Genomic DNA, 23268 nt, shown 5'->3' with positions numbered 1-23268 from the left:
TGAGGCCGGAGGCTCATGACCTGAAAGGACGCCCACCATGGCGAACGCCGAGGCGATGCGAAGCAAGGACGAGCTGCGCGAGTGCATCGACAACTGCCTGGCCTGTCACCGCGTCTGCATGGAGACGCTGGCGGACGGTCTCCAGCGGGGAGGCAAGCACGCCGAGCCGAAGCACCTCCGGCTGCTGATGGACTGCGCGGACATCTGCGAGACGAGCGCGCGCTTCATGCTGCGGGGCTCCGACCTGCACTCGCGCACCTGCTTCGCCTGCGCGGAGGTGTGCGCCGCCTGCGCGACCGCCTGCGAGAAGCTGGGCGACGAGGGGCTGATGAAGTCCTGCGCGGAGGCGTGCCGCCGCTGCGAGGAGTCCTGCCGGAAGATGAGCGGCGGGGTGATGCCGCAGCCCATCAACCCGGAGGCCGCCCAGCGCGCCGCCGACCTGCCCGCCTGAAGGGGGCGTGCACGGACGCCCGGGCCCATTAGACTGGGCACATGAATGCCCGCGAGGAGGGGCGCGCCCCGGGCGCGTCCCCCAGTCACATCTCCGTCGTCCGGCTTCCCCACTCCTGGTTCATCCTCTGCACGTCGCGTGAGCTGGGGGACAAGCCGCTCGCGCGCACCCTCCAGGGCACGCCCCTGGTGCTCTTCCGGGGCGAGGGCGGCAGGCCCGGCGCCCTGGTGGACCGCTGCCCGCACCGCAACGTGCCCCTGTCGCTGGGGCGCGTGAAGGAGGGGCAGCTGGAGTGCGGCTACCACGGGTGGCGCTTCGACACCGGAGGCCAGTGCCGGCTCATCCCGGGCCTCGTGGGTGAGCCCGAGGCCCGCTCCCGCTGCGCCGCGTCCCACGCGACGCGCGAGCAGGACGGCTTCGTCTGGGTCTACTCCACGCCCGGCGTGGAGCCCACCACGGAGCCCTTCCGCTTCCCGCTGCTGGACGCGGCGGACTACACCACCGTGCGCCGGGTGCTGCGCGCGCCGGGGTCGCTGCACGCGGTGCTGGAGAACACGCTGGACGTGCCGCACACGGCCTTCCTCCACGGCGGCCTGTTCCGCACCGCGGAGAAGAAGAACGAAATCGACGTGGTGGTGCGCAGGAGCGCGGACCGCGTGGAGGCGGAGTACCTGGGCGAGCCCGCGCCCAAGGGGCTCGTGGGGAAGCTGCTCGCGCCGGGCGGCCAGGTGGTGCAGCACTTCGACCGCTTCCTGATGCCCTCCATCGCGCAGGTGGAGTACCGCATCGGGGACAAGAGCCACATCCTGGTCACCTCCGCCATGACGCCGGTGGGGGACTGGGACACGCTCGTGTACGCGGTGGTGACGTTCAAGCTGCCCGTGCCGCGCTGGCTGCTCAAGGCCGCGCTGCCCTTCGTGCTGCCCGTGGGCCTGCACATCTTCGGGCAGGACGCGCGCATCCTGGAGAAGCAGACGGACTCCATCCGCCGCTTCGGCACGGAGGCCTACGCCTCCACCGAAATCGACGTGCTGGGGCCCAGCATCCTGCGCCTGATGCGCGCCCAGGAGCGCGAGCGCACCGCCCCGCCCCCGGACACCGTGCACGAGACGCGCGTGCGCATGCGCACGTGAGCCGTCAGCTGGCCTTGGACGCGGGGGCGGGCGTGGGCCGGGGCTGCACGAGCTCCGTGGAGAAGTAGCGCTCCATGCGGTCCGGGAACACCGTCACCACCTGGGCCTGCGGGCCCAGCCGCTTCGCCGCCTCCACCGCCGCCGCGTAGTTGAGGCCGGAGGACGGGCCCACCGGGAAGCCCCGGCGGATGAGCGCCCGCGCGGTGCGCATGGCCAGGTCGTCCGACACGTCCAGCTCCACCCGGCCCGGCATGTCCGCCTCGCGGTACAGCCGCGACAGGCCGTCCACCACGCCCGGTACGCGCGCGCTGAAGCTGCAACACTCGATGTCGCAGCCCAGCCCGGAGATGGGCCGCGCCACGAAGGGCGTCACCGGACAGCCGGCTTCCGCGAACGCCTGGTACAGCCCCACGATGGTGCCGCCCGTGCCCACGCCGCTCACCACGCCGTGCACCAGGCCGCCCGGCACCTGCGCCAGGATTTCCTGTCCCGTCCACACGCGGTGCGCCTCCGCGTTGTCGGGGTTCTCGAACTGGCGGGGCGCGTAGCCGCCGCGCTCCTTCGCCATGGCCGCCGCCCGCGCGATGGCGCCCCGGATGCCCTCCGAGCGCGGCACCAGCTCCACCTCGCCGCCGTAGGCGCGGATGGCGATGAGCCGCTCCTCCGTCACGCCCTCCGGCATCACCGCCGTGAAGCGGCACCCCATCTGCGCGCTCGCCAGCGCCATGGCGATGCTGGTGGAGCCGCTGGATGCTTCCACCACGTCGCCGCCCGGGCACAGCTCCCCCAGCCGCCACGCCTTCTCCAGCATGTACCGGGCGATGCGATCCTTGGTGGACCCACTGGGGTTGAGGAACTCCAGCTTGCACCAGATGGTGGGGCCTTCCGGGTCCAGCCGCACGGGCACCAGCGGCGTGGGCCCCACGGCCTGGAGGAAGCGGCCATCAGCGGGTAGCGGGCGGCAGGGAGGGCGCATGACCCATCCCTATCGCGAAACGCGCTGGCGGGGGAGTCGCCCTGTCGTCCAGCGAGCGCCGGCGGCCGGCCGTTCCCCCGGCTGTTCCGTCGGAGAAGACATTTTCCCACGTGTGACACTTGGCGCGCCCCGGGCCAGCCATTACGAAGGAGGCCACGGCTTCTTTCGCACGCATGCCTTCCGCACCCATCATCCTCAACGTCAACGACGACCTGGCCAGCCGCTACGTCACGTCTCGCGTGCTGTCCCTGTCGGGCTTCCAGGTGCTGGAGGCGGGCACGGGCGGGGAGACGCTGGCGCTCGCGGACGAGCGGACCGACCTGGTCATCCTGGACGTCCGCCTGCCGGACATGAGCGGCCTGGAGGTGTGCCGGCGCCTGAAGGCCTCCCCGCGCACGCGCAACGCGCTGGTGCTGCACCTGTCCGCGCAGGCGGTGGGCCCCGGGGACCGGGCCCAGGGGCTGGAGCACGGCGCGGACGCGTACCTGGTGGCGCCGGTGGACCCGGAGGAGCTGGTGGCCCAGGTGCACGCGCTCCTGCGCCTGCGCCGCGCCGAGCGCGAGGTGCGCGTCCTCTCCGACCAGGTGCAGCAGCAGCGCCGCCTGCTGGAGCTGGCCATGGGGGCGGCGGCGGACCCCATCGCGCTCTATGACGGGGACGGGACGCTCATCTACGCCAACCAGGCGGTGGCCGCGTCGCGCGGCTCGCACCACGTGCACATCCCGGGCAGGAACATGGACGCGCTGCGCGCCATGGATCCGCAGCTGGAGCCGTTCGCGAAGTCGCTGGACGCGGCGCGGCGCACGGGCCAGGTGCAGCGCGGCCGCATCAGCCTGTCCTCGGACACGGGCGTGCGGCACTTCGAGTACACGATGTCGCCCGCCACCGGGCCCACGGGCGCGGTGGAGGCCGTCATCGCCACCGGCCAGGACACCACGGAGCTGCGCAACGCGGAGGACTTCCGCGAGCAGTTCATCGGCATCCTGGGCCACGACCTGCGCAACCCCCTCAACGCGCTGTCCATGTCCGCGCAGCAGCTCCAGCGCCAGGGGGAGCTGTCCGACCGCCAGCGCGTCTTCACCGAGCGCATCCTCACCAGCGCCGAGCGCATGGAGCGGATGATCCGCCAGCTGCTGGACTTCGCCCGGGCGCGGCTGGGCGCGGGGCTGCCGGTGGTGCGCTCGCGCTGTGACCTGTTCGACGTGGTGCGCGGCGCGGTGGACGAGTCGCGCGCCAGCCAGCCCCACCGCGAGGTGTTGCTGGACATGCGCGGCGACGGGCGCGGCGCGTGGGACGCGGACCGGCTGGAGCAGGTGGTGACCAACCTGGTCTCCAACGCGCTCAAGTTCAGCCCGCCGGAGTCGCCCGTGCGCGTGAGCGCGGAGGGCCTGGCGTCCGAGGCCGTGCTGCGAGTGCACAACCTGGGCGCGCCCATTCCAGCGGATCAGCTGCCGTACGTCTTCTCCGCGTGGCGCCGCGCCGGCCGCAGCGACCGGGAGCGCGGTGCGACCGGAGGACTGGGGCTGGGGCTCTACATCACTGACCAGCTCGTGAAGGCCCACGGCGGCACCGTGCAGGTGAGCTCCACGGAAGCCCAGGGGACGACCTTCACGGTGCGGCTGCCGCGAGGCTGAAAAAGCTACGGGTCTGATGACTCGTGGACGGAAGCGTTGCGTCGGCCCTTCCGGATGCGCAGGGGCGCCCCCACCCTGGGGGCATGGTCCCATCCGAAAAGCAAATCTTCGCCCAGAGCGTGGAAGCCCTCTTCGTGCGTGCGCTGGGGCCGTACCTCACGCGGGACGGACGCCAGAAGCTGAAGGCCGCGGGCCTGAACCTCTCCGAGCCGCTGCGCCCCCACTACTCGCTGGACCAGTGGCGGCTCTTCCTGGACGTGGCGGCGCGGGACGTCTTCCCCGGCCAGCCCCTGGAGGCGGCCTACCTGGAGCTGGGCGCCCGCTACCTGAAGGGCTTCCAGCAGACGTCCGTGGGGCGGGCGAGCATGCAGCTCGTGACGCACCTGGGGCCGCGCAAGACGCTGGAGCGCGTGCCGTACAACCTGCGCGCGGGCAACAACTTCAACGAGGTCCGGGTGGAGGAGCTGTCCGGGGAGGACGCCACCCTGTGGGTGAAGGACGTGCTGGCGGACAACCCCTTCTTCGCCTGCGGGTTCCTCGCGGAGACGCTGCGCGCGTCGGGCGCGGGCTCACCGGAGGTGAAGCCCATCGCCTTCGACGGGACGGCGGCGACGTACCGGCTGACGTGGTCGCAGGCGAAGTCGCAGCGGCCCGCGGGCACGCTGGCGCCGGTGCGCCGGCTCTATGGGTAGCGCACGGGCGCGGGCGGATCATCCGGCGGCAGGGGGATGAACTCCGTCTCCTTCGGCACGGGGGCGAATCTGCCTTCCTTCCAGTCCGCCTTGGCGGCCTCCAGGCGCTCCTTGGAGGACGACACGAAGTTCCAGAAGAGGTAGCGCGGGCCGTCCATGGGCTCGCCGCCCAGCAGCATCATCCGCGCGGAGGACTCCGCCTTGAGGACAATCTCGCTGCCCGGCTTGAACACCAGCAGCTCGCCCGGCTGGAAGCGCGTGCCCTCCACGTCCAGCGTGCCCTCCACGAGGTAGAGGCCCCGCTCCTCGTACTCGGCGGAGAGCTTCAGGCGCGCTCCCGCCTCCAGCTTCGCGTCCGCGTAGAACAGGTCGGAGTGGGCGCGCACGGGGGACTTGCCGCCGTGCACCTGGCCCGCGATGACGGTGAGGTGGATGCCCTCGCCGTCGATGACGGGGAGCGTGTCCGCGGGGTGGTGGACGAAGGCGGGGGCGACCTCCTCATGTTGCTTGGGGAGGGCCACCCAGGCCTGGATGCCGAAGAGGCGGCCGCCGGCGGCGCGCGTGTCCGGGGCGGTGCGCTCCGAGTGGGCGATGCCCTGGCCGGCGGTCATCCAGTTCACGGCGCCGGGGCGGATGGGCTGCACGAAGCCCAGCGAGTCGCGGTGGAGGATTTCGCCCTGGAAGAGGTAGGTGACGGTGGACAGGCCGATGTGCGGATGCGGGCGCACGTCCAGGCCGCGGCCGGGGTCGAAGTCCGCGGGGCCCATCTGGTCCAGGAAGATGAAGGGGCCGACCATGCGGCGGCGCGCGGAGGGCAGGGCGCGGCGCACGTGGAAGCCGTCGCCCAGGTCGCGCACGCGCGGGACGATGAGCGTCTCCAGCGAGGGCGGGGGCTCACGGCCCTGCAGGTCTTCATCCCAGTTCATGGTGTGGCTCCTTTTTGAACGGGCGCAGTCTGCCCCAGTTCCGGTGGTCGCGCCGCCCTGCTTCGTCAGGAGAACCCGCAGTAGCGGCTGAAGCCGCCATCATCCGTCCTGCACGCCGAGCCTCCGGGCGAGTCGGGGCAGGGACAGACGTCGGGCGCGTCGCACTGGCTTGAGTCGGCGCAGGGCTGCTGACAGGTGTCGGCGTCGATGTCGTGCGCATGTTCGTGGATGCAGACGCGCCCCTCCGGGCAGTCCGCGTTCGTGTCGCAGCTGTGCGTGCCAGTGGTGCAGCCCGCGAGCGCCATCAGGACCGCGAGCCCGAAGAGACAACGCTTCATGTGGAGGCATCCTTTCCAGGAGTGGGGATGCCGCTTCGACCTACGCGGCCACCCCGGACGGCGGCGCGAGGGGCCGCTGGGTCATGTCCACCAGCACGCCGATGATCCGCTGCTCCCGCGCGTCCCCGGCGTGGGCCTCGCCCCACAGCGTCAGCCGCCGCACCTCGCCTCGCGCGCCCACCACGCGGAAGTCGAGCGCCAGCTTCACCAGGGGCCGGGTGGAGGATGCCAGCCGTGCGGCCACGGTCATCCGGTCCTCCGGGTGCAGCCGAGCCAGCAGCGCCGTCAGCGGCTCCTCGGCGGGCAGGGAGGGCTGGCCCAGGAGCCCCTCCGCGCCGGGGCCCCAGCGCAGGAGCCCCTCCGGCATCCGCAGGTCGAACAGCGTCACGGACGCGGCGCGGAGGGCCTGCTGGAGCCGCGCCTCGTTCTGGTGCAGGGCCTCCTCCATCCGCTTGCGCTCGGTGATGTCCCGGCTGATGCCGAACAGGCCGAACACCCGGCCCTGTTCGTCCCGCAGCACGCCCTTGGTGGACAGCCACACCCGGCCCGGCTGGCCGGACTGCGCCTCCTCGTAGGTGAGCGTCCTGCGGAAGGCCATGACCTCCCGGTCATGGGCCACGTTGGCGCGGGCCTCGGCGGGCCACAGCTCCGCGTCGGTGCGGCCCACCACCTCCTCCACCCTGAGGCCCATCAGCTGCGCGCCCGCCGCGTTGATGCGCGTGTACTGGCCCTCCAGGTTCTTCGTGTAGATGGCGTCGGTGGAGCCCTGCATCACCGCCTGGAACAGGGCGCTCGCGTGCCGCGGGGACTCCTCGCCGGGGCGCTGGTGCGAGGTGTCCTTCGTGCACGGGGCCTGCCCGGACATCGTGCCCGGGGGCGCATGGAGTTCCCGGGGCTGCTCGGTCAACCAGACGTACAGCCGTCCCTCCCGGGCGCGCGCGGCCCGGACGCGCAGTGTGTGCACCCTGGAGCCCGTGTCCCAGTGGAGCCACTGTTCCGAGCGCAGGCCCGTGGCGAGCGTCATCCCCCACGCCGCGCGCAGGCCTCCCCAGGTCCGCCGTGTGGCGAGGAACAGCGCATCCTTCAGCCCGTCCCCCAGCAAGGCCTGCGCGGCGGGGTTGGCGTACTCGCAGAGGAAGTCGTCGGGCGCTTCCGGCCCATCCCCTTCCGGCCGCAGCACGAGGAATCCATCGGGGTTGAGCGCTTCAGTCGCGAAGTTCGACGCGGAGGACGAGGACATGCCGGAGGCCTGGAGCAGGGCTGGGGATGGGCGGAACGGCGGGGGCGCCTGCGATCATCTTGCGCGTGGGCAGTGCGTCCGGATCCGTCCCCCGGGTCGCACGCGCTGTCGTCCACGAGACGCATCGGGCCCGGAGGGCGGCGCTCTGCCCGGCGGACGGTGTCCGGTGCTCGCCGCCTCAGTGAACCGAACCTGAGCGGGATTTCGGTATCACACTTACCTTCGCGTTCACGTTCCCGCGTACGTCGCTCGCAAGTCCTCCATCTTCACGAAGTAGCGTTGAGGCCACGCTATGGTCGCTGATCCTGCGCGGATGAGGACCGTGTAGTCATGCGCCTCGTAGAACGCCGCGGCGCGCGCGTTCTTCGCGTCCACGACGACGACGAGCCCTCCAATCTCCGCATTGACGCGCAAGGCCCTGCGGTGGGCGTCATCGAGCAGGTGCTCCCCGATGCCCATGCCCTTGCACCGCTCGTCGCGAGCAAGGCGCCCGATGAGGATGGCGCGAATCGGATAGTCCGGAAGCCGCCGGGTGACGGGCTCGGGCAGGCTGCTGCGCTCCAGTTGGATCCAAGTGAGCGTGTAGAAGCCAAGCACGGACGGCAGGTCGGGTCGTCCGTCGGGACGATGGATGACCCAGGTCCGGTTCTCTTCGCGCCGTCCCTGCTGCGTGGCCTGTTGTTGGAAGTAGCGGCTGAGTGCCTCTTCCTCGCAGCGGAAGCCACTCGCGGCGTCCCTGCTGGTGATGGCCGTGAGCTCAGGAAACACGAGGGAGGCCGTCATGGCGGCGCCCCCCTTCTTCTTTCCGGAGCGTCAGCGGGCCTTCTTGCGCGCGAGCTTCCGCAGCCGGGGCAGGGGCTTCGCCGGCTTCTCCAGCTCATCCACGAGCCGGTCGAAATCACTGTCGGGTAGCACGATGCGGCCTTCCTCCCGGGCGTTCCACTCCAGCCGGGTGAGGGAGGGGGAGCTGTACTCCGCGAGCACCTGATGCTTCTCGTCCACGAACGCGACGCGGCGGCCCAGGCTCGCTTCGAGCACCGCCTTGGCGAAGAAGCCCAGGGCCTCCTTGATGACTTCTGTGTTGTCGATCTGGAGCTTGCTTCGAAGCTGTTCGAGTTGGGTTCCATAGGGCGCAGGAAGGGTTGCCTGCAGGCGGTAGGAGGAAGTCGTCATGGCGGGACTCCGTTGCCAACGGCTTGAGGGGAGCAGGAGCTTCTTCTGCGCACGGGCACGGATGCGTAGGTCAGTACCCACTAAGAATTCAGTAGAAATCTACTGACGTCCCAGCTGCTTTCAATCTGCCATCAGGGGAATGCACGGAGTCAGGTGCCACCGGAAAGGCGACACCCCAGCAGGTGAACGCTGCCCGCCTGAGTGCCCTACGTCCTGAGTCCTGCAGGGGAGACGAAGCCGTCGCGATGCAGGAGGTATACGCCGGGCCTCCGACATCCCCTCTCACCTGGGCGGTCGGATGCTCCGGAAACCTGTCCGACAGTCGGACAGGTTTGGGCCTCCGGCTCTCCTGACCCGGGCGGTCGGATGCGCGACCCGCCGTCCGTTGACGCCGCGCTGTACCTGTGTTCAGGCTGGCCCTCTGGGAGCCCGCCATGTCCCCTCAAATCGCCCTCGCCTTCACGTCGGAGTTCGCGGCCCATCCGGCGCTCGCCGCCTTCCACCCGGTGGTGCGGCGGTGGTTCGCCTCACGCCTGGGCGAGCCCACCCGGCCGCAGATTGAAGGCTGGCCCCTCATCCACGCCGGCCACGACGTGCTCATCGCCGCGCCCACGGGCAGCGGCAAGACGCTCACGGCGTTCCTCGCCGCGCTGGACTCGCTGTTCCGCCTGGCGCTCGACGGCACGCTGCCGGACCACACCCAGGTCCTCTACGTGTCGCCCCTGAAGGCCCTGGGCAACGACGTGCAGAAGAACCTCCTCCAGCCGCTGGAGGAGCTGATGGCCCTGGCGCGCGAGGAGGGCTACGAGCCCCAGCACCTGCGCGTGCAGGTGCGCACCGGCGACACGCCCGCCGCCGAGCGCGCCCAGATGGTGCGCCGCCCGCCGCACATCCTCATCACCACGCCGGAGTCCCTCTACCTCTACCTCACCGCCGAGCGCGCCCGCGCCACCCTGCGCCACGTGCGCACGGTCATCGTGGACGAGATCCACGCGCTCGCCCGCGACAAGCGCGGCAGCCACTTCGCGCTGTCCATGGAGCGCCTCAAGGCCCTCACCGACGTGCGCCCCCAGCTGCTGGGCCTGTCCGCCACGCAGAAGCCGCTGGACGCCATCGCGGGCTTCCTCACCGGCACCTCCCTCACCGAGTGCAAGCGCGTGGAGGTGGGCCACCAGCGCCCGTGGGACCTGAAGGTGGAGATCCCGGACGCGGAGCTGTCCTCCATCGCGAGCCACGAGATGTGGGGACAGGTCTACGACCGGCTCATCCAGCTCTCCAGCGAGCACCGCACCACGCTCGTCTTCGTCAACACGCGCAAGATGTCCGAGCGCGTGGCGCACGACCTGGGTGAGCGCCTGGGCCAGCAGTGGGTGGCCGCGCACCACGGCAGCATGTCGCGCGAGATGCGCCTGTCCGCCGAGGAGCGCCTCAAGGCCGGCCAGCTGCGCGTGATGGTGGCCACCGCGTCGCTGGAGCTGGGCATCGACGTGGGCAACGTGGACCTCGTCGTGCAGCTGGGCACCACCAAGGCCATCTCCGTGCTGCTCCAGCGCGTGGGCCGCGCCGGCCACCACAAGGCGGGCATCTCCAAGGGCATCCTCTTCGCGATGACGCGCGACGAGCTGGTGGAGTGCGTCGCGCTCCTCAACGCCGTGCGCGAGGGAGACCTGGACGCGGTCCGGATTCCGAAGAAGCCGCTGGACGTGCTGGCGCAGCAGATCGTCGCCGCGTGCGCGTGCGAGGAATGGGACGAGCGCGCCCTCTTCAGCGTCTTCCAGCGCGCGTACCCGTACCAGGACCTCACCTGGGAGGAGTACCAGCAGGTGCTGGACATGCTGTCGGAGGGCGTGGCCGAGCGTCGCGGCCGGGGCAGCATCCACCTGCACCGCGACCGGGTGAACCAGCGGCTCAAGGGACGCCGGGGCGTGCGCATCACCGCGCTCACCAACGGCGGCGCCATCCCGGACACGTTCAGCTTCAGCGTCACCGCGCAGCCGGAGGGCAAGGTGGTGGGGACGCTGGACGAGGACTTCGCGGTGGAGTCCTCGCCGGGAGACATCTTCCTGCTGGGCAGCACCGCGTGGCGCATCCAGCGCGTCATGGGCAGCACGGTGATGGTGGAGGATGCGAGGGGCGCGCCGCCCAACGTGCCCTTCTGGCGCGGCGAGGCGCCGGGCCGCACGGACGAACTGAGCCTCCAGGTGGGCCGGCTGCGCGAGGAGTTGCTGCGCCACGATGATCCGGCGGGCTTCCTGGAGAAGCTGCTGCGCGTGCCGCCGCCCGCGGTGGATGCGCTCTTGGGCTACCTGCGGCTGGGGAAGAAGATGCTGGGCGACGTGGTGCCCAGCCACACGCAGATTGTCGCCGAGCGCTTCTTCGACGAGGCGGGCGGCATGCAGCTCATCATCCACGCGCCGTTCGGCAGCCGCATCAACCGCGCGTGGGGCATGGCGCTGCGCAAGCGCTTCTGCCGCTCGTTCGACTTCGAGTTGCAGGCGGCGGCCACGGAGGACGGCATCCTCCTGAGCCTGGGGGAGCAGCACTCGTTCCCGCTGGCGGACATCTTCGACTTCCTGCACCCGGACAACGTGGAGGAGGTGCTGGTGCAGGCCATCCTCCAGGCGCCCATCTTCGGCACGCGCTTCCGGTGGGTGGCGTCGCGAGCGCTGACGCTGCACCGGATGATGGGGGGCAAGCGCGTGGCGCCGAACCTCCAGCGCGCGCGCAGCGAGGACCTGCTGGCGGCGGTGTTCCCCGCGCAGGTGGGCTGCCAGGACAACCACGGCGGCGGGGACGTGGAGCTGCCGGACCATCCGCTGGTGAAGCAGACGATGGACGACTGTCTGCGCGAGGCGATGGACATCGACGGGCTGCGCGAGGTGCTCCGGCGCATGAAGGACGGGCGCATCCAGTTGGTCGCGCGCGACGTCCCGGAGCCGAGCGTCTTCGCGCACGCGCTCATCAACAGCCAGCCCTACACCTTCCTGGACGACGCGCCGGCCGAGGAGCGCCGCGTGCGCAACGTGGCCCTGCGCCGCGCGATGCCGGCGGAGGACGCGGCGGCGTTCGGCGCGCTGGACGCGAACGCCATCCGGCAGGTGGTGGAGGACGCCGCGCCGCCCATGCGCGACGAGGACGAGCTGCACGACGCGCTGTTGCAGCTCGTGCTGGTGCGCGCGTCGGAGGTCCCGCGAGGGCTGGAGGCGGGGCTCTTCAAGCAGGGCCGCGTGGCGTGGCTGGAGCGTCAGGGCGGGCGGTTCCTGGTGTCAGCGGAGCGGGGCAACGCGGTGCGCGCGCTCTTCCCGGACGCGGTGACGCAGCCGGTGTTGCCGGTGCTGGAGTACGATCGGCCGGTGGAGCGCGACGCGGCGGTGCTCCAGGTGGTGCGAGGCCGGATGGAGATGGTGGGGCCCACCACGGTGACGGAGCTGGCGCGGCTGACGCTGTTGGATCCGGACGACATCAACCTGGCGCTGCACAACCTGGAGAGCCAGGGCAGCGTGCTGCGCGGCCAGTTCCGCGCGCAGGACGACGTGCCGGTGGCCCGGGACGCGGATGGCAGCCCGGTGCTGGAGTGGTGCGACCGGCGGTTGCTCCAGCGCATCCACCGGCTGACGGTGGGGCGCCTGCGCCGCGAGATTGAGCCGCTGAGCCCGCAGGACTTCATGCGCTTCCTCTTCCGGTGGCACCACCTGGAGGACGTGGACGCGCTGCGAGGCTCCACGGGGTTGCTCAAGGCGGTGCGGCTGCTTCAGGGGTACGAGGCGCCGGCCTCCGCGTGGGAGCGCTTCCTGTTGCCCGCGCGCATGCGCGGCTACACGCCGGACCTGATGGAGCGCGCGTGCTACGCGGGCGAGGTGGCGTGGGGGCGGGTGACGCTGAAGGATCCGCCGAAGCCCGCGGGGCCGCGCCGGGGTGCGCCGGTGGAGGCGCCGGAGCCGGTGGTGGCGAAGCGGTCATCGCCCACGCGCAACGCGCCGTTGACGTTCACGGTGCGCGAGGACCTGGAGTGGATGCTGGCGGCGGCGCGTCCGCACGCGGTGCTGGCGGACGGGGGCGTGTGGACGCCGCCGGACCTGAGCGCGGCGGCGAAGGACGTGGTGGGCGTGCTGGAGCGGCGGGGCGCGTGCTTCTTCCAGGACCTGGTGACGCGGGCGCGTCGGCTGCCGGCGGAGGTGGAGGACGCGCTGTGGGAGCTGGTGGCGAAGGGGCTCGTCACGGCGGACGCGGTGCAGAACCTGCGCATCCTTCAGAGCCCGGCGCACCGCAAGCGCCAGAAGCTGCTCAACCGTGGCGGCCCGGGCCGCTGGAGCCTGCTGGCGCCGTCGGAGCCGAAGTCGCAGGAGGAGGTGACGGAGTCGCTGGCGAAGCTGTTCCTCCAACGCTACGGCATCGTCTGGCGCGACCTGGTGATGCGCGAATCGCTGGCGCCCACGTGGCGCGACCTGCTGTTCGTCTACCGGCGCATGGAGGCGCGGGGAGAGCTGCGAGGCGGGCGCTTCGTGTCGGGCTTCGTGGGTGAGCAGTTCGCGCTGCCCGAAGCCGTGGACATGGCGCGAGCGGTGCGGAGAGCGGCTCCGTCCGGCGTGCGCATCCAGCTATCCGGAGTGGATCCACTGAACCTCACGGGCGTGGTGACACCGGGCCCGCGCGTGGCCGCGCTGCCGAACAACGTCGTCACCTACGTGGATGGGATTCCGCAGGGCGTGGACGCGGTGGAAGAAGCGCCGGAGAACGAGGACGCGGAAGTCGATGGGCCTCTCGCGCAGGTGAACTGACTCCTCTCGCTGGAGTGGGACGCACGCGGTTTGATAGGCATCCGCGGTCACCTTGTCGCGGGACCGTGGATGCCAACGAACCTGTACTGGATGGTGTTGTTCGTGGCGCTGGGATGTTCGGCGCCGCATCCGGACATCCGTGTCCGCCAGCTCGCCAATGGCATGTACGAGGTCGAGGGACCTCTCGCGGGTCCCTTCAAGACGCGCGAGGAGCTGGCTCAAGTCGCCTGTGAGCGGATGACCCGGATGCCCGGCGCATCGACCCTGCATGGCCGGCAGGGCAAGGAGTACTGCGCGCTCTGGTACTACTCCCCCCAGGCGGAGGCCTACTTCCTCAGCTTCTTCTCGGACCTGGGAGGGGACGGGCCTGGAGGCCGGAAGTATTGCAAGGTGCCGCTGGTGCTCAGGGATGCCAACACCCACGAGCCCGTCATCCTGGGGCCCGCGCATCCGCATCCCCACAATTGGGAGTTCTCCCGCGAGGACATGGGCGCGAACCACGAGCCGGACTGGTCGCCCTGGGGCTCTGCTCGTTTCGTGGACAAGTCCGGGCGTATCTGGGAGCACGAGCTGCTGCTCTTCTACGGCCCCCGGAATGGCGGATGCCTTGCGTACGACTACAACTATTCCTCCCGGGTCGTGTCGGCATTGCGAGGTGGAAGGTGGATCCCCATCGGGAAGGCTTCTGGAGCGGCAGGGGACTTCAGCTTCGACCTGTTCGAGGGGCAGTCATGGTTGCCGTAGTCGTTCGCAGGGAGGTTTCGCGATGAAGACGTCCATGGGGATCGCTCTGCTCTGCGTTCCACTGACCGGGTGCTCCCTGCTCGGGTACCACAAGGTCAAGAAGGCCGCGTGGGCACCTCCCGAAGAGGCAGCCGCCGTGGTGTTCCCGAACTCGTTCAAGGAGGGTGTCCACCTGGGAGGCCCCATGATGGCGGCCCTGGAGGTCGCGATGAACGAGTTCCTGCCTCCGGGCGCGGAGCTCCAGACCCAGGATCCCGACAAGCGAATGGCGCAGTGTCTTTCCAGGAGAAGCTCCTACGACACCCATGTCCTCCAGTCGGGAGACGACCTGTTCTTCGTGTGGTTCTCTCCGCAACCGTCGCGCTGTGGCTTGAACGAGCCCATCCTGGATGGAGGCGCCGTCTACGCGATCGACGGACAGGGACGCATCCTGGACAGGAGGTAGCGGTGATTCGATTCGGACCGTGGAGCACCACCCTGGGACTGGCCGCGGGCTTTGGCTCGCTGGTGTGCGTGCTGCTCCTGACCGCTTCCGGGAATCGCCCGGCGAACCGGATCCTCGCCGCGCTGCTCGGCGTCTCCGTGCTGCGGCTGATGCCGTATGTGCTGGGCTTCGCGGGCTTCTATGACGCTCATCCCTGGCTGTCGTTCGCGCCGTTCGACCTGGGCCTCGCGACCGGGCCGCTGCTCTACCTCTACGTCCGCCGCCTCGTGACACCCACGCTGCCCGCTCGCGCGTGGCGGCACTTCGTTCCCGCGGGCGTCATGCTCGGCTACACGCTGTGCGCCTTCGCGCTGCCCCTCGCGGCGAAGCTGCGCTGGAACGACTCCGTGCATGCGCCGTGGATTGCTCCCCTGGAGTCCACCGCGAACATGCTCTCGCTCGCGGCGTACCTGGTGGCCACGGTCCGCTTCCATGGCCGCTACCAACACTGGCTCGTGGAGCACGTCAGCGACCGGGACGCGCACCGCCAGCCGTGGATCGCGACCGTGCTCGTGTCGCTGGAGCTGGGCTGGACCGTCACCGTGGGCTTCGCGTTCGTGGACCGGTTCCTGACACCCCTGAGCTACTACGACCGCTTCCCCCAGTACCTGCTCTTCGCTGCCATCGTCCTCTGGTTGGGACTGGAAGGCTGGCGCCATGCCGGCCACCGCTTTCCCCAATGGACACTCCGTACCGACGGCGCCCCGGTGCCCGACCGCGACTGGGCCGCCCTGGCCTCCGGATGGGAAGCACGCATCCAGGGCGCGGGCTGGTGGCGCGAACCCGGCCTGACCCTCTCCGATGTCGCCCGCCGCCTGGGCACCAATGAGAGCTACGCGTCGCGGGCCTTCAACCGGGGACTGGGCCGCAACTTCAACGCCGTCATCAATGCCATGCGCGTGGCCGCGGTGCAGGAGCGGCTGGCCTCCGGCGACCCGACGCCCCTGCTGACGATGGCGCTGGAGGCGGGCTTCGCCTCCAAGGCCAGCTTCAACCGCATCTTCCGTGAACACACCGGCCTCAGCCCCACGGGGTGGCGGACGGCTCAACAAACGAAAAACCGCACCCGTCCTGGACTTGAGACGACGGAGGAGGAAGTGCCGGCGTAGCTCTTGCGGTCATGCTGCTTCCCTCGCTGGCCCTGACCCTGCTCCTCGCGGTTCCCGCTCCTCCCTCCGTCACGCTGGACGCGGCGAAGGCGCGTGCCGACGTCGCGCTCCTCCGGCGTGCGCTGGAGACCCTCCATCCAGGCCTCCACCGCTATCGCGGCAAGGCCGAGACACGCGCCGCCTTCGCACGGCTGGAGGCGACGGCGTCACGAACCATCACGGACCTGGTGCTCTGGCGTGAGGTCTCGCTGCTGCTGGCCGGCATCCACTGCGACCACACCCAGGTGGAGCTCCCGGAAGCCCTGGACGCCTGGCGCCGCGTTCAGCCCACGCACCTGCCGCTGCGCTTCAAGCTCATCGAAGGACGGATGATCGTCGTGTCGAACGACGGTCAGCCTGGCGCCCCACCTCCCGGTGCCGAGCTCGTCACCCTCAACGGCGTCCCCGTGCCCCAGGTGTTGAGCACCCTGGGCCGCACCGTCGCCTACGACGGGAGCGCGGATCAGTCCATCGCCGCCAAGCTGGGCTCCGACAGCGACCTGATGGGAGACGACTTCAACGAAGCCTGGCCCGCCTTCCATGGCTTCCCGACGCGCTGGGAGCTCGACTGGAAACGCTCGGAGGACCGGCGGCTGTCGCACGCCACCCTGGAGCCCATCCCGTTCACCCGGTGGACCGCGCTGCCCTGGCCAGGCAGTCCCTACCGCGACGAGTTCTACAAGGCCATCCACTGGAGGCTCGACGGGAAGACCGCCACGCTGCGCATCGACACGTTCGTGAACGACCGCAACCCCGTGGACCCCGAGGCCTTCCTCGGGGGCTTCTTCAAGACGCTGAAGGCCCGCGGCGTGGGACACCTCGTCCTCGACCTGCGGGAGAGCGGCGGCGGTTCGGATGACGTGGCGGTCGCGCTGGGGCGCTACCTGCTCCCCGAGCCCTTCGTCTGGTTGAAGCCAGCGCTGCTCAAGGCCATCCGCTACGGAGACCTGCCCCAGCACCTGGAGAGCTGGGGCAATCGCCAGGAGCTCTTCGAGCCGCCGCTCGACGGCTTCCGCCGCACGAAGGATGGAGCGTGGGAGCGGCTGCCACGTCAGGACGAAGCCGCACGGCAGCTCCAGGCCCCGTCGCCGGACCGCTTCACCGGAAGGGTCACGGTCCTCACCGGCCCCATGAATGCCTCGGGCGTGACGATGACGGTCGCGCTGTTGAAGGAGAAGGGCGGAGCGCGGCTGGTTGGGGAGGAGAGCGCGGGCAGCGCGGAGGGCCCCACGGCCGGACGCATCTTCCTCCTGACGCTGCCCCACAGCGGCCTGCGGATCCGCATTCCCAACGCCTGGAACCGGACGAACGTGGACCACTTCCTCGCGGGCCGTGGCGTGCCGGTGGACGCGACGGTCATCCCCACGCTCCTCGACTTCGAGGCGGGACGGGACCGCGTGGCAGAAGTCGCGAAGGCCTCCGCGCCACCCGCCGTTCCCACCCTTGCGTTCGCACTGGCAGGCAGCTGGAGCGGCACGCTCGACTACCGTGACTTCGGAAGCGACCGGCGTGTGGTCCTCCCCACGCTGCTCACTGTCACGGGGGAGGGAGAGGAGGCCCGCCTCGACTTCACCTTCGATGATGGTCCCGGCAAGACGGTCCGCGCGGCGCAGGTCCTGCGGATCCGCGCGGGCGGCGCCGAGCTCGAAAGCGCGGAAGGGGACGCCACCGGAAGAATGCGCATCCTCGAGCGTCGCGGAGGCAGCGACACCCGTGAGCTGACCCTGGTGGCGGAGGGCTCGGGACACGAGAACGGAACACCCGTCGAGGTGCGCACGGTGTTGAGCCGGCGCGGCGCCGTCCTCTCCCTCAGCCGGCTCACACGCCATCCCGGTGAACCGTTCCTGCTCCGCCACGTGTACCGGCTGTCTCCGCGACCCTGAGCCCCCGGACATGGGGGCGCGTGAACCGGTCCGACTGTCGGACCAGTTGGGCCGGACCCGTTGAGCGGTGGACGGCATGGACGTGAAGGAGGCCAGGCGCCACGAGCCCGCTTGGGTGCGACGCGTCATGCCCGGGGAGCCTGCCCGGCGCCCGGCTTGATGTTTGCTGGCAGACTCTCAGAGCTGAGGTTCTAGGTTTCTGGGTGATGTTTTTAGGCTTAGTTCTTCTGAAAATAGCTCATGTCGGATTGAAAATAGGCCAGTCCAGGCCTACAATGCATCGCGTCAGTTCTCTGGAGAGGTGCGGCGATGCAGAAGTGGATGGCGATGGTCCTGCTGGTGGGCGTGGCGGTGGCGGGCCTCCTGGTGGCCCCGGCGGCGCAGGTGAAGCAGGGCGGCCCCATCAACGCGGCGGACACCGCGTGGCTGCTCACCGCCACGGCGCTGGTGCTGCTGATGACGCCCGGCCTGTCGTTCTTCTACGGCGGCATGGTGCGGCTGAAGAACGTGGTCTCCACGCTGATGCAGAGCTTCATCGCCATGGCGGTCATCAGCGTGCTGTGGGTCGTGGTGGGCTTCAGCCTGTGCTTCGGCGACAGCTTCCACGGCCTCATCGGTGACCCGCGCACCTTCTTCATGTTCAGCGGCGTGGGCGGTGAGACGCACCCGGACCTGGCGCCCACCGTGCCGCTGCTCCTCTTCGCGCTCTTCCAGCTCAAGTTCGCCATCATCACCCCGGCGCTCATCACCGGCGCGTTCGCGGAGCGCGTGCGCTTCAAGGCGTACCTGCTCTTCATGGTGCTCTTCAGCGTCTTCATCTACGCGCCGCTCGCGCACTGGACGTGGCACCCGGAGGGCTTCCTGCGCCAGTGGGGCGTGCTCGACTTCGCGGGCGGCACCGTGGTGCACATGTCCGCAGGCCTCGCAGCGCTCGCGGGCGCCATCGTCCTGGGCCGCCGCCAGGTGCACCTGACGCACGCCACGCACGCGCCCGCCAACGTGCCCTTCGTGATGCTCGGCACCGGCATGCTGTGGTTCGGGTGGTTCGGCTTCAACGCGGGCTCCGCGCTGTCCGCCTCGTCGCTGGCCACGCTGGCCTTCGCCACCACCAACACGGCCTCCGCCGCCGCGATGCTCGGGTGGATCGCCTTTGACTGGCTGCGCGGCCGCAAGCCCAGCGCCATGGGCGCCTGCGTGGGCGCGGTGGTGGGCCTGGTCGCCGTCACGCCCGCCGCGGGCTTCATCACCGTGGGGCAGAGCATCCTGGTGGGCCTCGTCGCCAGCTTCGTCAGCAACGCCGCCGTGCACTTCAAGAGCCGCACCGCGCTGGATGACACGCTCGACGTGTTCCCCTGCCACGGCCTGGGCGGCATGGTCGGCATGCTCCTCACCGGCGTGCTCGCCAAGGACGTGGGCCTCCTCTACGGCCCCACGCGCACCTTCCTCATGCACCTGCTGGCGCTGGTCGTCGTGTCCGTCTTCTCCTTCGTGGGCTCGTACCTCCTCTACAAGCTCGTGGACCGCATCGTCCCGCTGCGCGTCACCCCCGCGCAGGAGGAAGAGGGTCTGGACCTGAGCCAGCACGGAGAGACGGTGGGCGAGGTCCCCACCGTGGCGCTCGCCGTGCCCACGCCGCCCGCGCCCGCCGCGAGCACGTCCACCGCCCCGGAGCACGCCGCCCCCTCGGAGCCCGTGCCCGCGTAGCAGAATCCTCCTGGTCACTCCGATGGTCACGGGGCCCCTCGCTTCACGCGGGTGGGCCCCGGGGTTCTTTGGGGCTCCAGGCGTGCGGGCCCCGCGAGGCCGGAACCTGTCGGGAAGGGGATGGGCGCAGCCCCCGCTGATCATTCGCGCGGGCAGCTCCCTGTCCGGGCCCCGACTCCGGCCTGCCATGCATTGGACGTCTGGACATGCCCGAGCGCCCGCGGCGTTGAGTCAATGCCTGCCATGGATGGAAAAGGCTGGCTTCGCCGGGGGGAATGCATGTTGCGGAAGTGCAAGGAATTGAGAATCGCCTTGTTGGGAGCCGTGCTGACGGTCAGCGGATGCGAGAAGGAGGCATCGCCCGCGCAGGCGCCGCCGGTGCGGGACACCCAGGATGACGCGGAGGCCGGCGCGGGAGGCACCGTCTCCAGCATCGGCGAGCTGCCCTTCGTGTCGGGCCTGTCGGTCGCCGAAATCTTCGCCCAGAAGCTGGAGACGCCCACGTCGCTGGGGGAGACGACGGCGGTGCACGTGAAGCTGCCGCCTCCGGCCAACCGGATGCTGGCGGACAGCCTGGTGCGCGTGGTGGGGGACCCGGACCGTCCCACGGTCCTGTTCCGCTCCGACACGCTGGCCCGGCTGGGCACGATTCCCGCGAGCCCCGGCCCGGAGTTCTTCACCCTCTTCTCGCAGCTGCCGGACTCGGAGCTGCAGCGCCGCGGCGAGAACGAGCGCCGGCTGGCGTCGGGCGAGTACGGGATGCCCACCCGGGAGACCGTCCTGTTCAACGGCCGCCACCCGGCTGCCCGTTACGAGGGGCTCCCCGTGGACGCCGACGGCTTCGGGAAGGGCGCGCTGGTGCCGTTCACGAGCTGCCCCCAGATACCGGCCTCCACCCAGGCCCAGTGGGAGCGGACGCTGATGATCCGCGACCCGGCCGTGGTGCTCGACCCCGCGCGCACGTGGGACCCGTGCACCGGCGCGGGAACGAAGGGCGGGGTGTGGACCTTCGCGCACCTCATGCGGGAGATGGCCCAGGGGTCCGGCTCGCGCCCGGAGGCCTTCGTGCTGAACTGGCTGTCGCTCTGGCTCAATGACTTCCAGGCCAACGGCGACACGGTGCCCGCGCGCCGCAAGATGTATGACGAGGTGATTGCCCCCTGGGCCACCGCCAGCGGCGCGACCTCGTCCCTCCAGCTCAACGCCTCCACGGGCCGCTGGGAGGTGACGCTGAGCAAGCCGCTGGACCTGGACATCGCGCCCTTCCGGCTGCTGTCCATCGTCAACCGCATCGACCTGGCCGGCACCGAGGACGACTCCGGCCGGCCGTCGGACCCGGGTGAGCTGCGCTTCCTCTTCGGGCTGACGCGCCCCTCGCCCTGGGGAAACGGCGGCACGGAGGCGACCTGCAACCTCAAGCCGTTCACCCTCATCTTCGAATACGGCGTGCCGGGCGAGGGGTGCCCGGCGGTCATCGGCTGGGCGCGGCAGTGGGCCGGGCTGGGGAGCTACGCCACCTTCAACCCGGCCTACCGCGCGCGGCTGGCCTTGATGACGGAGAGCGTCGTCCTGCGGGGCCGCGCTCCGGGCAAGGGCAACGGGAACGCGCTGAACCAGCTTCGCACCAACGAGGTCGCGCTGGGGTTTCCCTGGGAGCTGCGGGAGTTCCGGCTGGTGGATCAGCACCCCGTCACCGGCAAGGACAAGCCCTCCAACGGGTGTCTGCGCGTCCACACGATGGCGCTGACTCCCGATGACGCGACCCATGACTTCCGGACGGACCCCGACGTGGACGCCTTCGTGCGCACGACCGTGAAGAACGGCGTCGAGCAGCCGGTGACGGTGCCCACCCAGTGCTCCGCGAACTTCGTCGTGCCGCGCACGCTCAATGGCAGGCCCTTCCTGGGCGCCAACTCGCAGGTGGCCCCGCCCACGCACTGGGAGGCGCTCAACGTGGTCCCCACCGACGCCACGGAGGTCTGCGCGCGGAAGGAGTTCTCCGCCAACACCTGCAATGGCTGTCACTTCAAGGACACGGGCACCAACGACTTCTCCGGCGTGAACAACCTCGCCTTCACGCACGTCAGCCCCACGTCGGGCATCCCGGCCCGGCAGTCGAAGTTCCTGACGGGCGGGGGCAGCGGCTTCATGTTCGTCGTGCCGGACGCCCAGTTCGGGGCCGCGGTGACGTCGTGGCCCTTCGCGGACCTGCTGCGCCGGCACCAGCGGCTCCAGGAGCTGGCCGGCTGCACCACGTGCGGATGGTTCATGGACCTGGACGCGGGCTACCTGTCCCGGATGGAGGCGCTCGCCGGGAGCGTACCCCTGGACATGCCGTCCGGCTCACCGGCCCCGGCGCTCACGGTGGGCCCCATCCGCGACGTCGAGGTGGTGAAGCAGCTGCTGGAGATGCGCCCTGGCTTCAGGACGCGGCTGCGGGAGCGGCGGCTCGACTTCCTCCTGCCGCCCGCGGCCCGCGTCCACTGACGGGGCGCGGCCCTTAGAACGCGCAGTCCTGGCCGCGCGTGGGCAGCACGGAGGCGGCGCCGGACAGCCAGGTGTCCAGTGCGCGCGCCGCCTCGCGGCCGTCCGCGAGCGCCCAGACGATGAGGCTCGCGCCCCGGCTGGCGTCACCCGCGCAGTACACGCCCGGCGCGGAGGTGGCGAACTTCGCGTCCACCTGCACCGTGCCGCGCGGCGACAGCGTCACGCCCAGCTCCTCCGCCAGCCGGTCCGTCTTCGGGCCGGTGAAGCCCATGGCCAGCACCAGCAGGTCCACCTCGAACACCTGCTCGGAGCCCGGCACCTCCACCAGCCTGGGCGCGCCGCCCGGTTCGCGCTGCACCTCCACGCGCACCGCGTGCAGCCGCTTGAGCTGGCCGTCCTCGCCCTCCAGCCGCTTCGTCATCATCGCGAAGGCGCGCTCTCCACCTTCCTCCTGGCTGGAGGACGTGCGGAACACCAGCGGCCAGCGCGGCCACGGGTTCTCCTTCGCGCGCACCTGCGGCGGCGCGGGGAGGAGCTCCACCTGCATCACGTTCGTCGCGCCCTGGCGCAGCGCCGTGCCCAGGCAGTCCGAGCCCGTGTCGCCGCCACCCAGGATGATGACGCGCTTGCCTTGTGCCTCCAGGCGCGCGTCCGGTGGCGCTCCCGCCGTCACCACCTGGTTCTGGTGCTCCAGGTAGTCCATGGCCTGCACCACGCCGGATAGCTCGCGGCCCGGCACGTCCAGCTCGCGGGCCTTGCGCGCGCCCAGGGCCAACACCACGCCGTCATACTGCTCGCGCAGCGCGCGCCAGCCCGGAGCCGCCGCCACGTCCTCGCCGACGCGGAAGACGATGCCCTCCGCCTCCATCAGCGCGATGCGGCGGTCCAGCACCGCCTTCTCCAGCTTGAAGTCCGGGATGCCGTAGCGCAGCAGTCCTCCGGCGCGAGCGTCCTTCTCATACACCGTCACGCTGTGCCCGGCCGAGTTGAGCTGCGCCGCCGCCGCGAGCCCCGCGGGGCCGGAGCCCACCACGGCCACGCGCTTGCCCGTGCGCCGCGCGGGAGGCCTTGCCTTCACCCAGCCCTCCGCGAAGGCGCGCTCTGAAATCTCCTTCTCCATCTGCTCGATGGTGACGGCGTCCCGGTCGATGGCCAGCACGCACGCGGCCTCGCACGGCGCGGGGCACAGCCGCCCGGTGAACTCCGGGAAGGTGTTGGTGCGGCTGAGCACCTGGTACGCCTCCCGCCACTGGCCCCGGTACACCGCGTCGTTGAAGTCCGGGATGAGGTTCCCCAGCGGACAGCCCTGGTGGCAGAAGGGGATGCCGCAGTCCATGCAGCGCCCCGCCTGCCGCTTCGCCTCGTCCGGCGCCAGCGGCAGGTGCAGCTCCCGCCAGTCCTCCAGGCGCTCCGCCTTGTCCCGCTTGGGTGCGGGGACGCGCTGCCACTCCATGAACCCCGTGGGCTTGCCCATGGC

18 protein-coding genes are annotated in these 23268 nt (G+C 70.7%); 11 read left to right on the top strand and 7 right to left on the bottom strand.

All coding sequences use genetic code 11. The features are described from left to right. Positions 1–37 precede the first annotated feature (37 nt). Both AABA78_RS22065 and AABA78_RS22060 read left to right on the top strand, forming a co-directional pair. Complete coding sequence (locus tag AABA78_RS22065; RefSeq protein WP_338265425.1) at positions 38–451, top strand: four-helix bundle copper-binding protein; 414 nt, start codon at positions 38–40, stop codon at positions 449–451. Between the two features lie 41 nt (positions 452–492). Further along, the gene (locus AABA78_RS22060) at positions 493–1584 is read left to right on the top strand and encodes a Rieske 2Fe-2S domain-containing protein (protein ID WP_171411815.1); all 1092 of its coding nucleotides are present in this window, start codon (positions 493–495) and stop codon (positions 1582–1584) included. Positions 1585–1588: 4 nt separating this feature from the next. On the opposite strand, the gene AABA78_RS22055 is transcribed toward AABA78_RS22060, so the two are convergent. After that, positions 1589–2560, bottom strand: coding sequence for a PLP-dependent cysteine synthase family protein (locus AABA78_RS22055; RefSeq protein ID WP_338265421.1), 972 nt, complete (start codon positions 2558–2560; stop codon positions 1589–1591). Positions 2561–2733: 173 nt separating this feature from the next. On the opposite strand from AABA78_RS22055, the gene AABA78_RS22050 reads away from it, so the two are divergent. Then, complete coding sequence (locus AABA78_RS22050) at positions 2734–4194, top strand: sensor histidine kinase (RefSeq protein ID WP_338265418.1); 1461 nt, start codon at positions 2734–2736, stop codon at positions 4192–4194. 83 nt (positions 4195–4277) lie between these two features. Continuing rightward, positions 4278–4886: a DUF2378 family protein gene (locus AABA78_RS22045; protein WP_338265416.1), complete on the top strand. Its 609-nt coding sequence runs from the start codon at positions 4278–4280 to the stop codon at positions 4884–4886. On the opposite strand, the gene AABA78_RS22040 is transcribed toward AABA78_RS22045, so the two are convergent. The 5 genes from AABA78_RS22040 to AABA78_RS22020 all read right to left on the bottom strand — a co-directional run bounded on the left by AABA78_RS22040 (position 4877) and on the right by AABA78_RS22020 (position 8563). Next, entirely contained in the window at positions 4877–5812 is a 936-nt protein-coding gene (locus AABA78_RS22040; protein WP_338265413.1) for a pirin family protein, read from the bottom strand. The two genes, AABA78_RS22045 and AABA78_RS22040, sit on opposite strands and share 10 nt — an antisense overlap. Before the next feature lie 65 nt (positions 5813–5877). Further along, entirely contained in the window at positions 5878–6150 is a 273-nt protein-coding gene (locus AABA78_RS22035) for a hypothetical protein (RefSeq protein WP_338265411.1), read from the bottom strand. 40 nt (positions 6151–6190) lie between these two features. Continuing rightward, the gene (locus tag AABA78_RS22030; protein ID WP_338265408.1) at positions 6191–7390 is read right to left on the bottom strand and encodes a PAS domain-containing protein; all 1200 of its coding nucleotides are present in this window, start codon (positions 7388–7390) and stop codon (positions 6191–6193) included. 228 nt (positions 7391–7618) lie between these two features. Then, on the bottom strand, positions 7619–8173 hold the full coding sequence (locus AABA78_RS22025; RefSeq protein WP_338265406.1) for a GNAT family N-acetyltransferase: 555 nt from the start codon (positions 8171–8173) through the stop codon (positions 7619–7621). Positions 8174–8203: 30 nt separating this feature from the next. Continuing rightward, complete coding sequence (locus AABA78_RS22020; protein ID WP_338265403.1) at positions 8204–8563, bottom strand: type II toxin -antitoxin system TacA 1-like antitoxin; 360 nt, start codon at positions 8561–8563, stop codon at positions 8204–8206. Between the two features lie 434 nt (positions 8564–8997). Here AABA78_RS22020 and AABA78_RS22015 point away from each other — a divergent pair, with 434 nt between their 5' ends. The 7 genes from AABA78_RS22015 (at position 8998) to AABA78_RS21985 (ending at position 21791) form a co-directional block, all read left to right on the top strand. Next, on the top strand, positions 8998–13341 hold the full coding sequence (locus tag AABA78_RS22015) for a DEAD/DEAH box helicase (protein ID WP_338265401.1): 4344 nt from the start codon (positions 8998–9000) through the stop codon (positions 13339–13341). 69 nt (positions 13342–13410) lie between these two features. Further along, positions 13411–14085 carry a hypothetical protein gene (locus AABA78_RS22010; protein ID WP_338265400.1) on the top strand — a complete coding sequence of 225 codons (675 nt, stop codon included), beginning with the start codon at positions 13411–13413 and terminating at the stop codon, positions 14083–14085. Between the two features lie 34 nt (positions 14086–14119). Next, positions 14120–14530: a hypothetical protein gene (locus AABA78_RS22005; RefSeq protein WP_338265398.1), complete on the top strand. Its 411-nt coding sequence runs from the start codon at positions 14120–14122 to the stop codon at positions 14528–14530. A gap of 2 nt (positions 14531–14532) precedes the next feature. Continuing rightward, positions 14533–15678 (top strand): helix-turn-helix domain-containing protein, encoded by a 1146-nt coding sequence (locus AABA78_RS22000; protein ID WP_338265396.1) that lies wholly within the window; start codon positions 14533–14535, stop codon positions 15676–15678. Positions 15679–15689: 11 nt separating this feature from the next. After that, positions 15690–17600 carry a S41 family peptidase gene (locus tag AABA78_RS21995; protein ID WP_338265395.1) on the top strand — a complete coding sequence of 637 codons (1911 nt, stop codon included), beginning with the start codon at positions 15690–15692 and terminating at the stop codon, positions 17598–17600. A 309-nt stretch (positions 17601–17909) separates the two neighbouring features. Continuing rightward, complete coding sequence (locus AABA78_RS21990) at positions 17910–19304, top strand: ammonium transporter (protein WP_338265393.1); 1395 nt, start codon at positions 17910–17912, stop codon at positions 19302–19304. Between the two features lie 312 nt (positions 19305–19616). Beyond that, entirely contained in the window at positions 19617–21791 is a 2175-nt protein-coding gene (locus AABA78_RS21985; RefSeq protein WP_338265390.1) for a hypothetical protein, read from the top strand. Positions 21792–21804: 13 nt separating this feature from the next. Here the strand turns inward: AABA78_RS21985 and AABA78_RS21980 are convergent, their stop codons facing one another. Then, positions 21805–23265 (bottom strand): glutamate synthase subunit beta, encoded by a 1461-nt coding sequence (locus AABA78_RS21980; RefSeq protein WP_338265388.1) that lies wholly within the window; start codon positions 23263–23265, stop codon positions 21805–21807. Positions 23266–23268 lie beyond the last annotated feature (3 nt).

Source organism: Corallococcus caeni (genome assembly GCF_036245865.1).
GTDB classification, from domain to species: Bacteria; Myxococcota; Myxococcia; order Myxococcales; family Myxococcaceae; genus Corallococcus; species Corallococcus caeni.
This window is presented reverse-complemented; position numbering and strand designations above follow the sequence as displayed.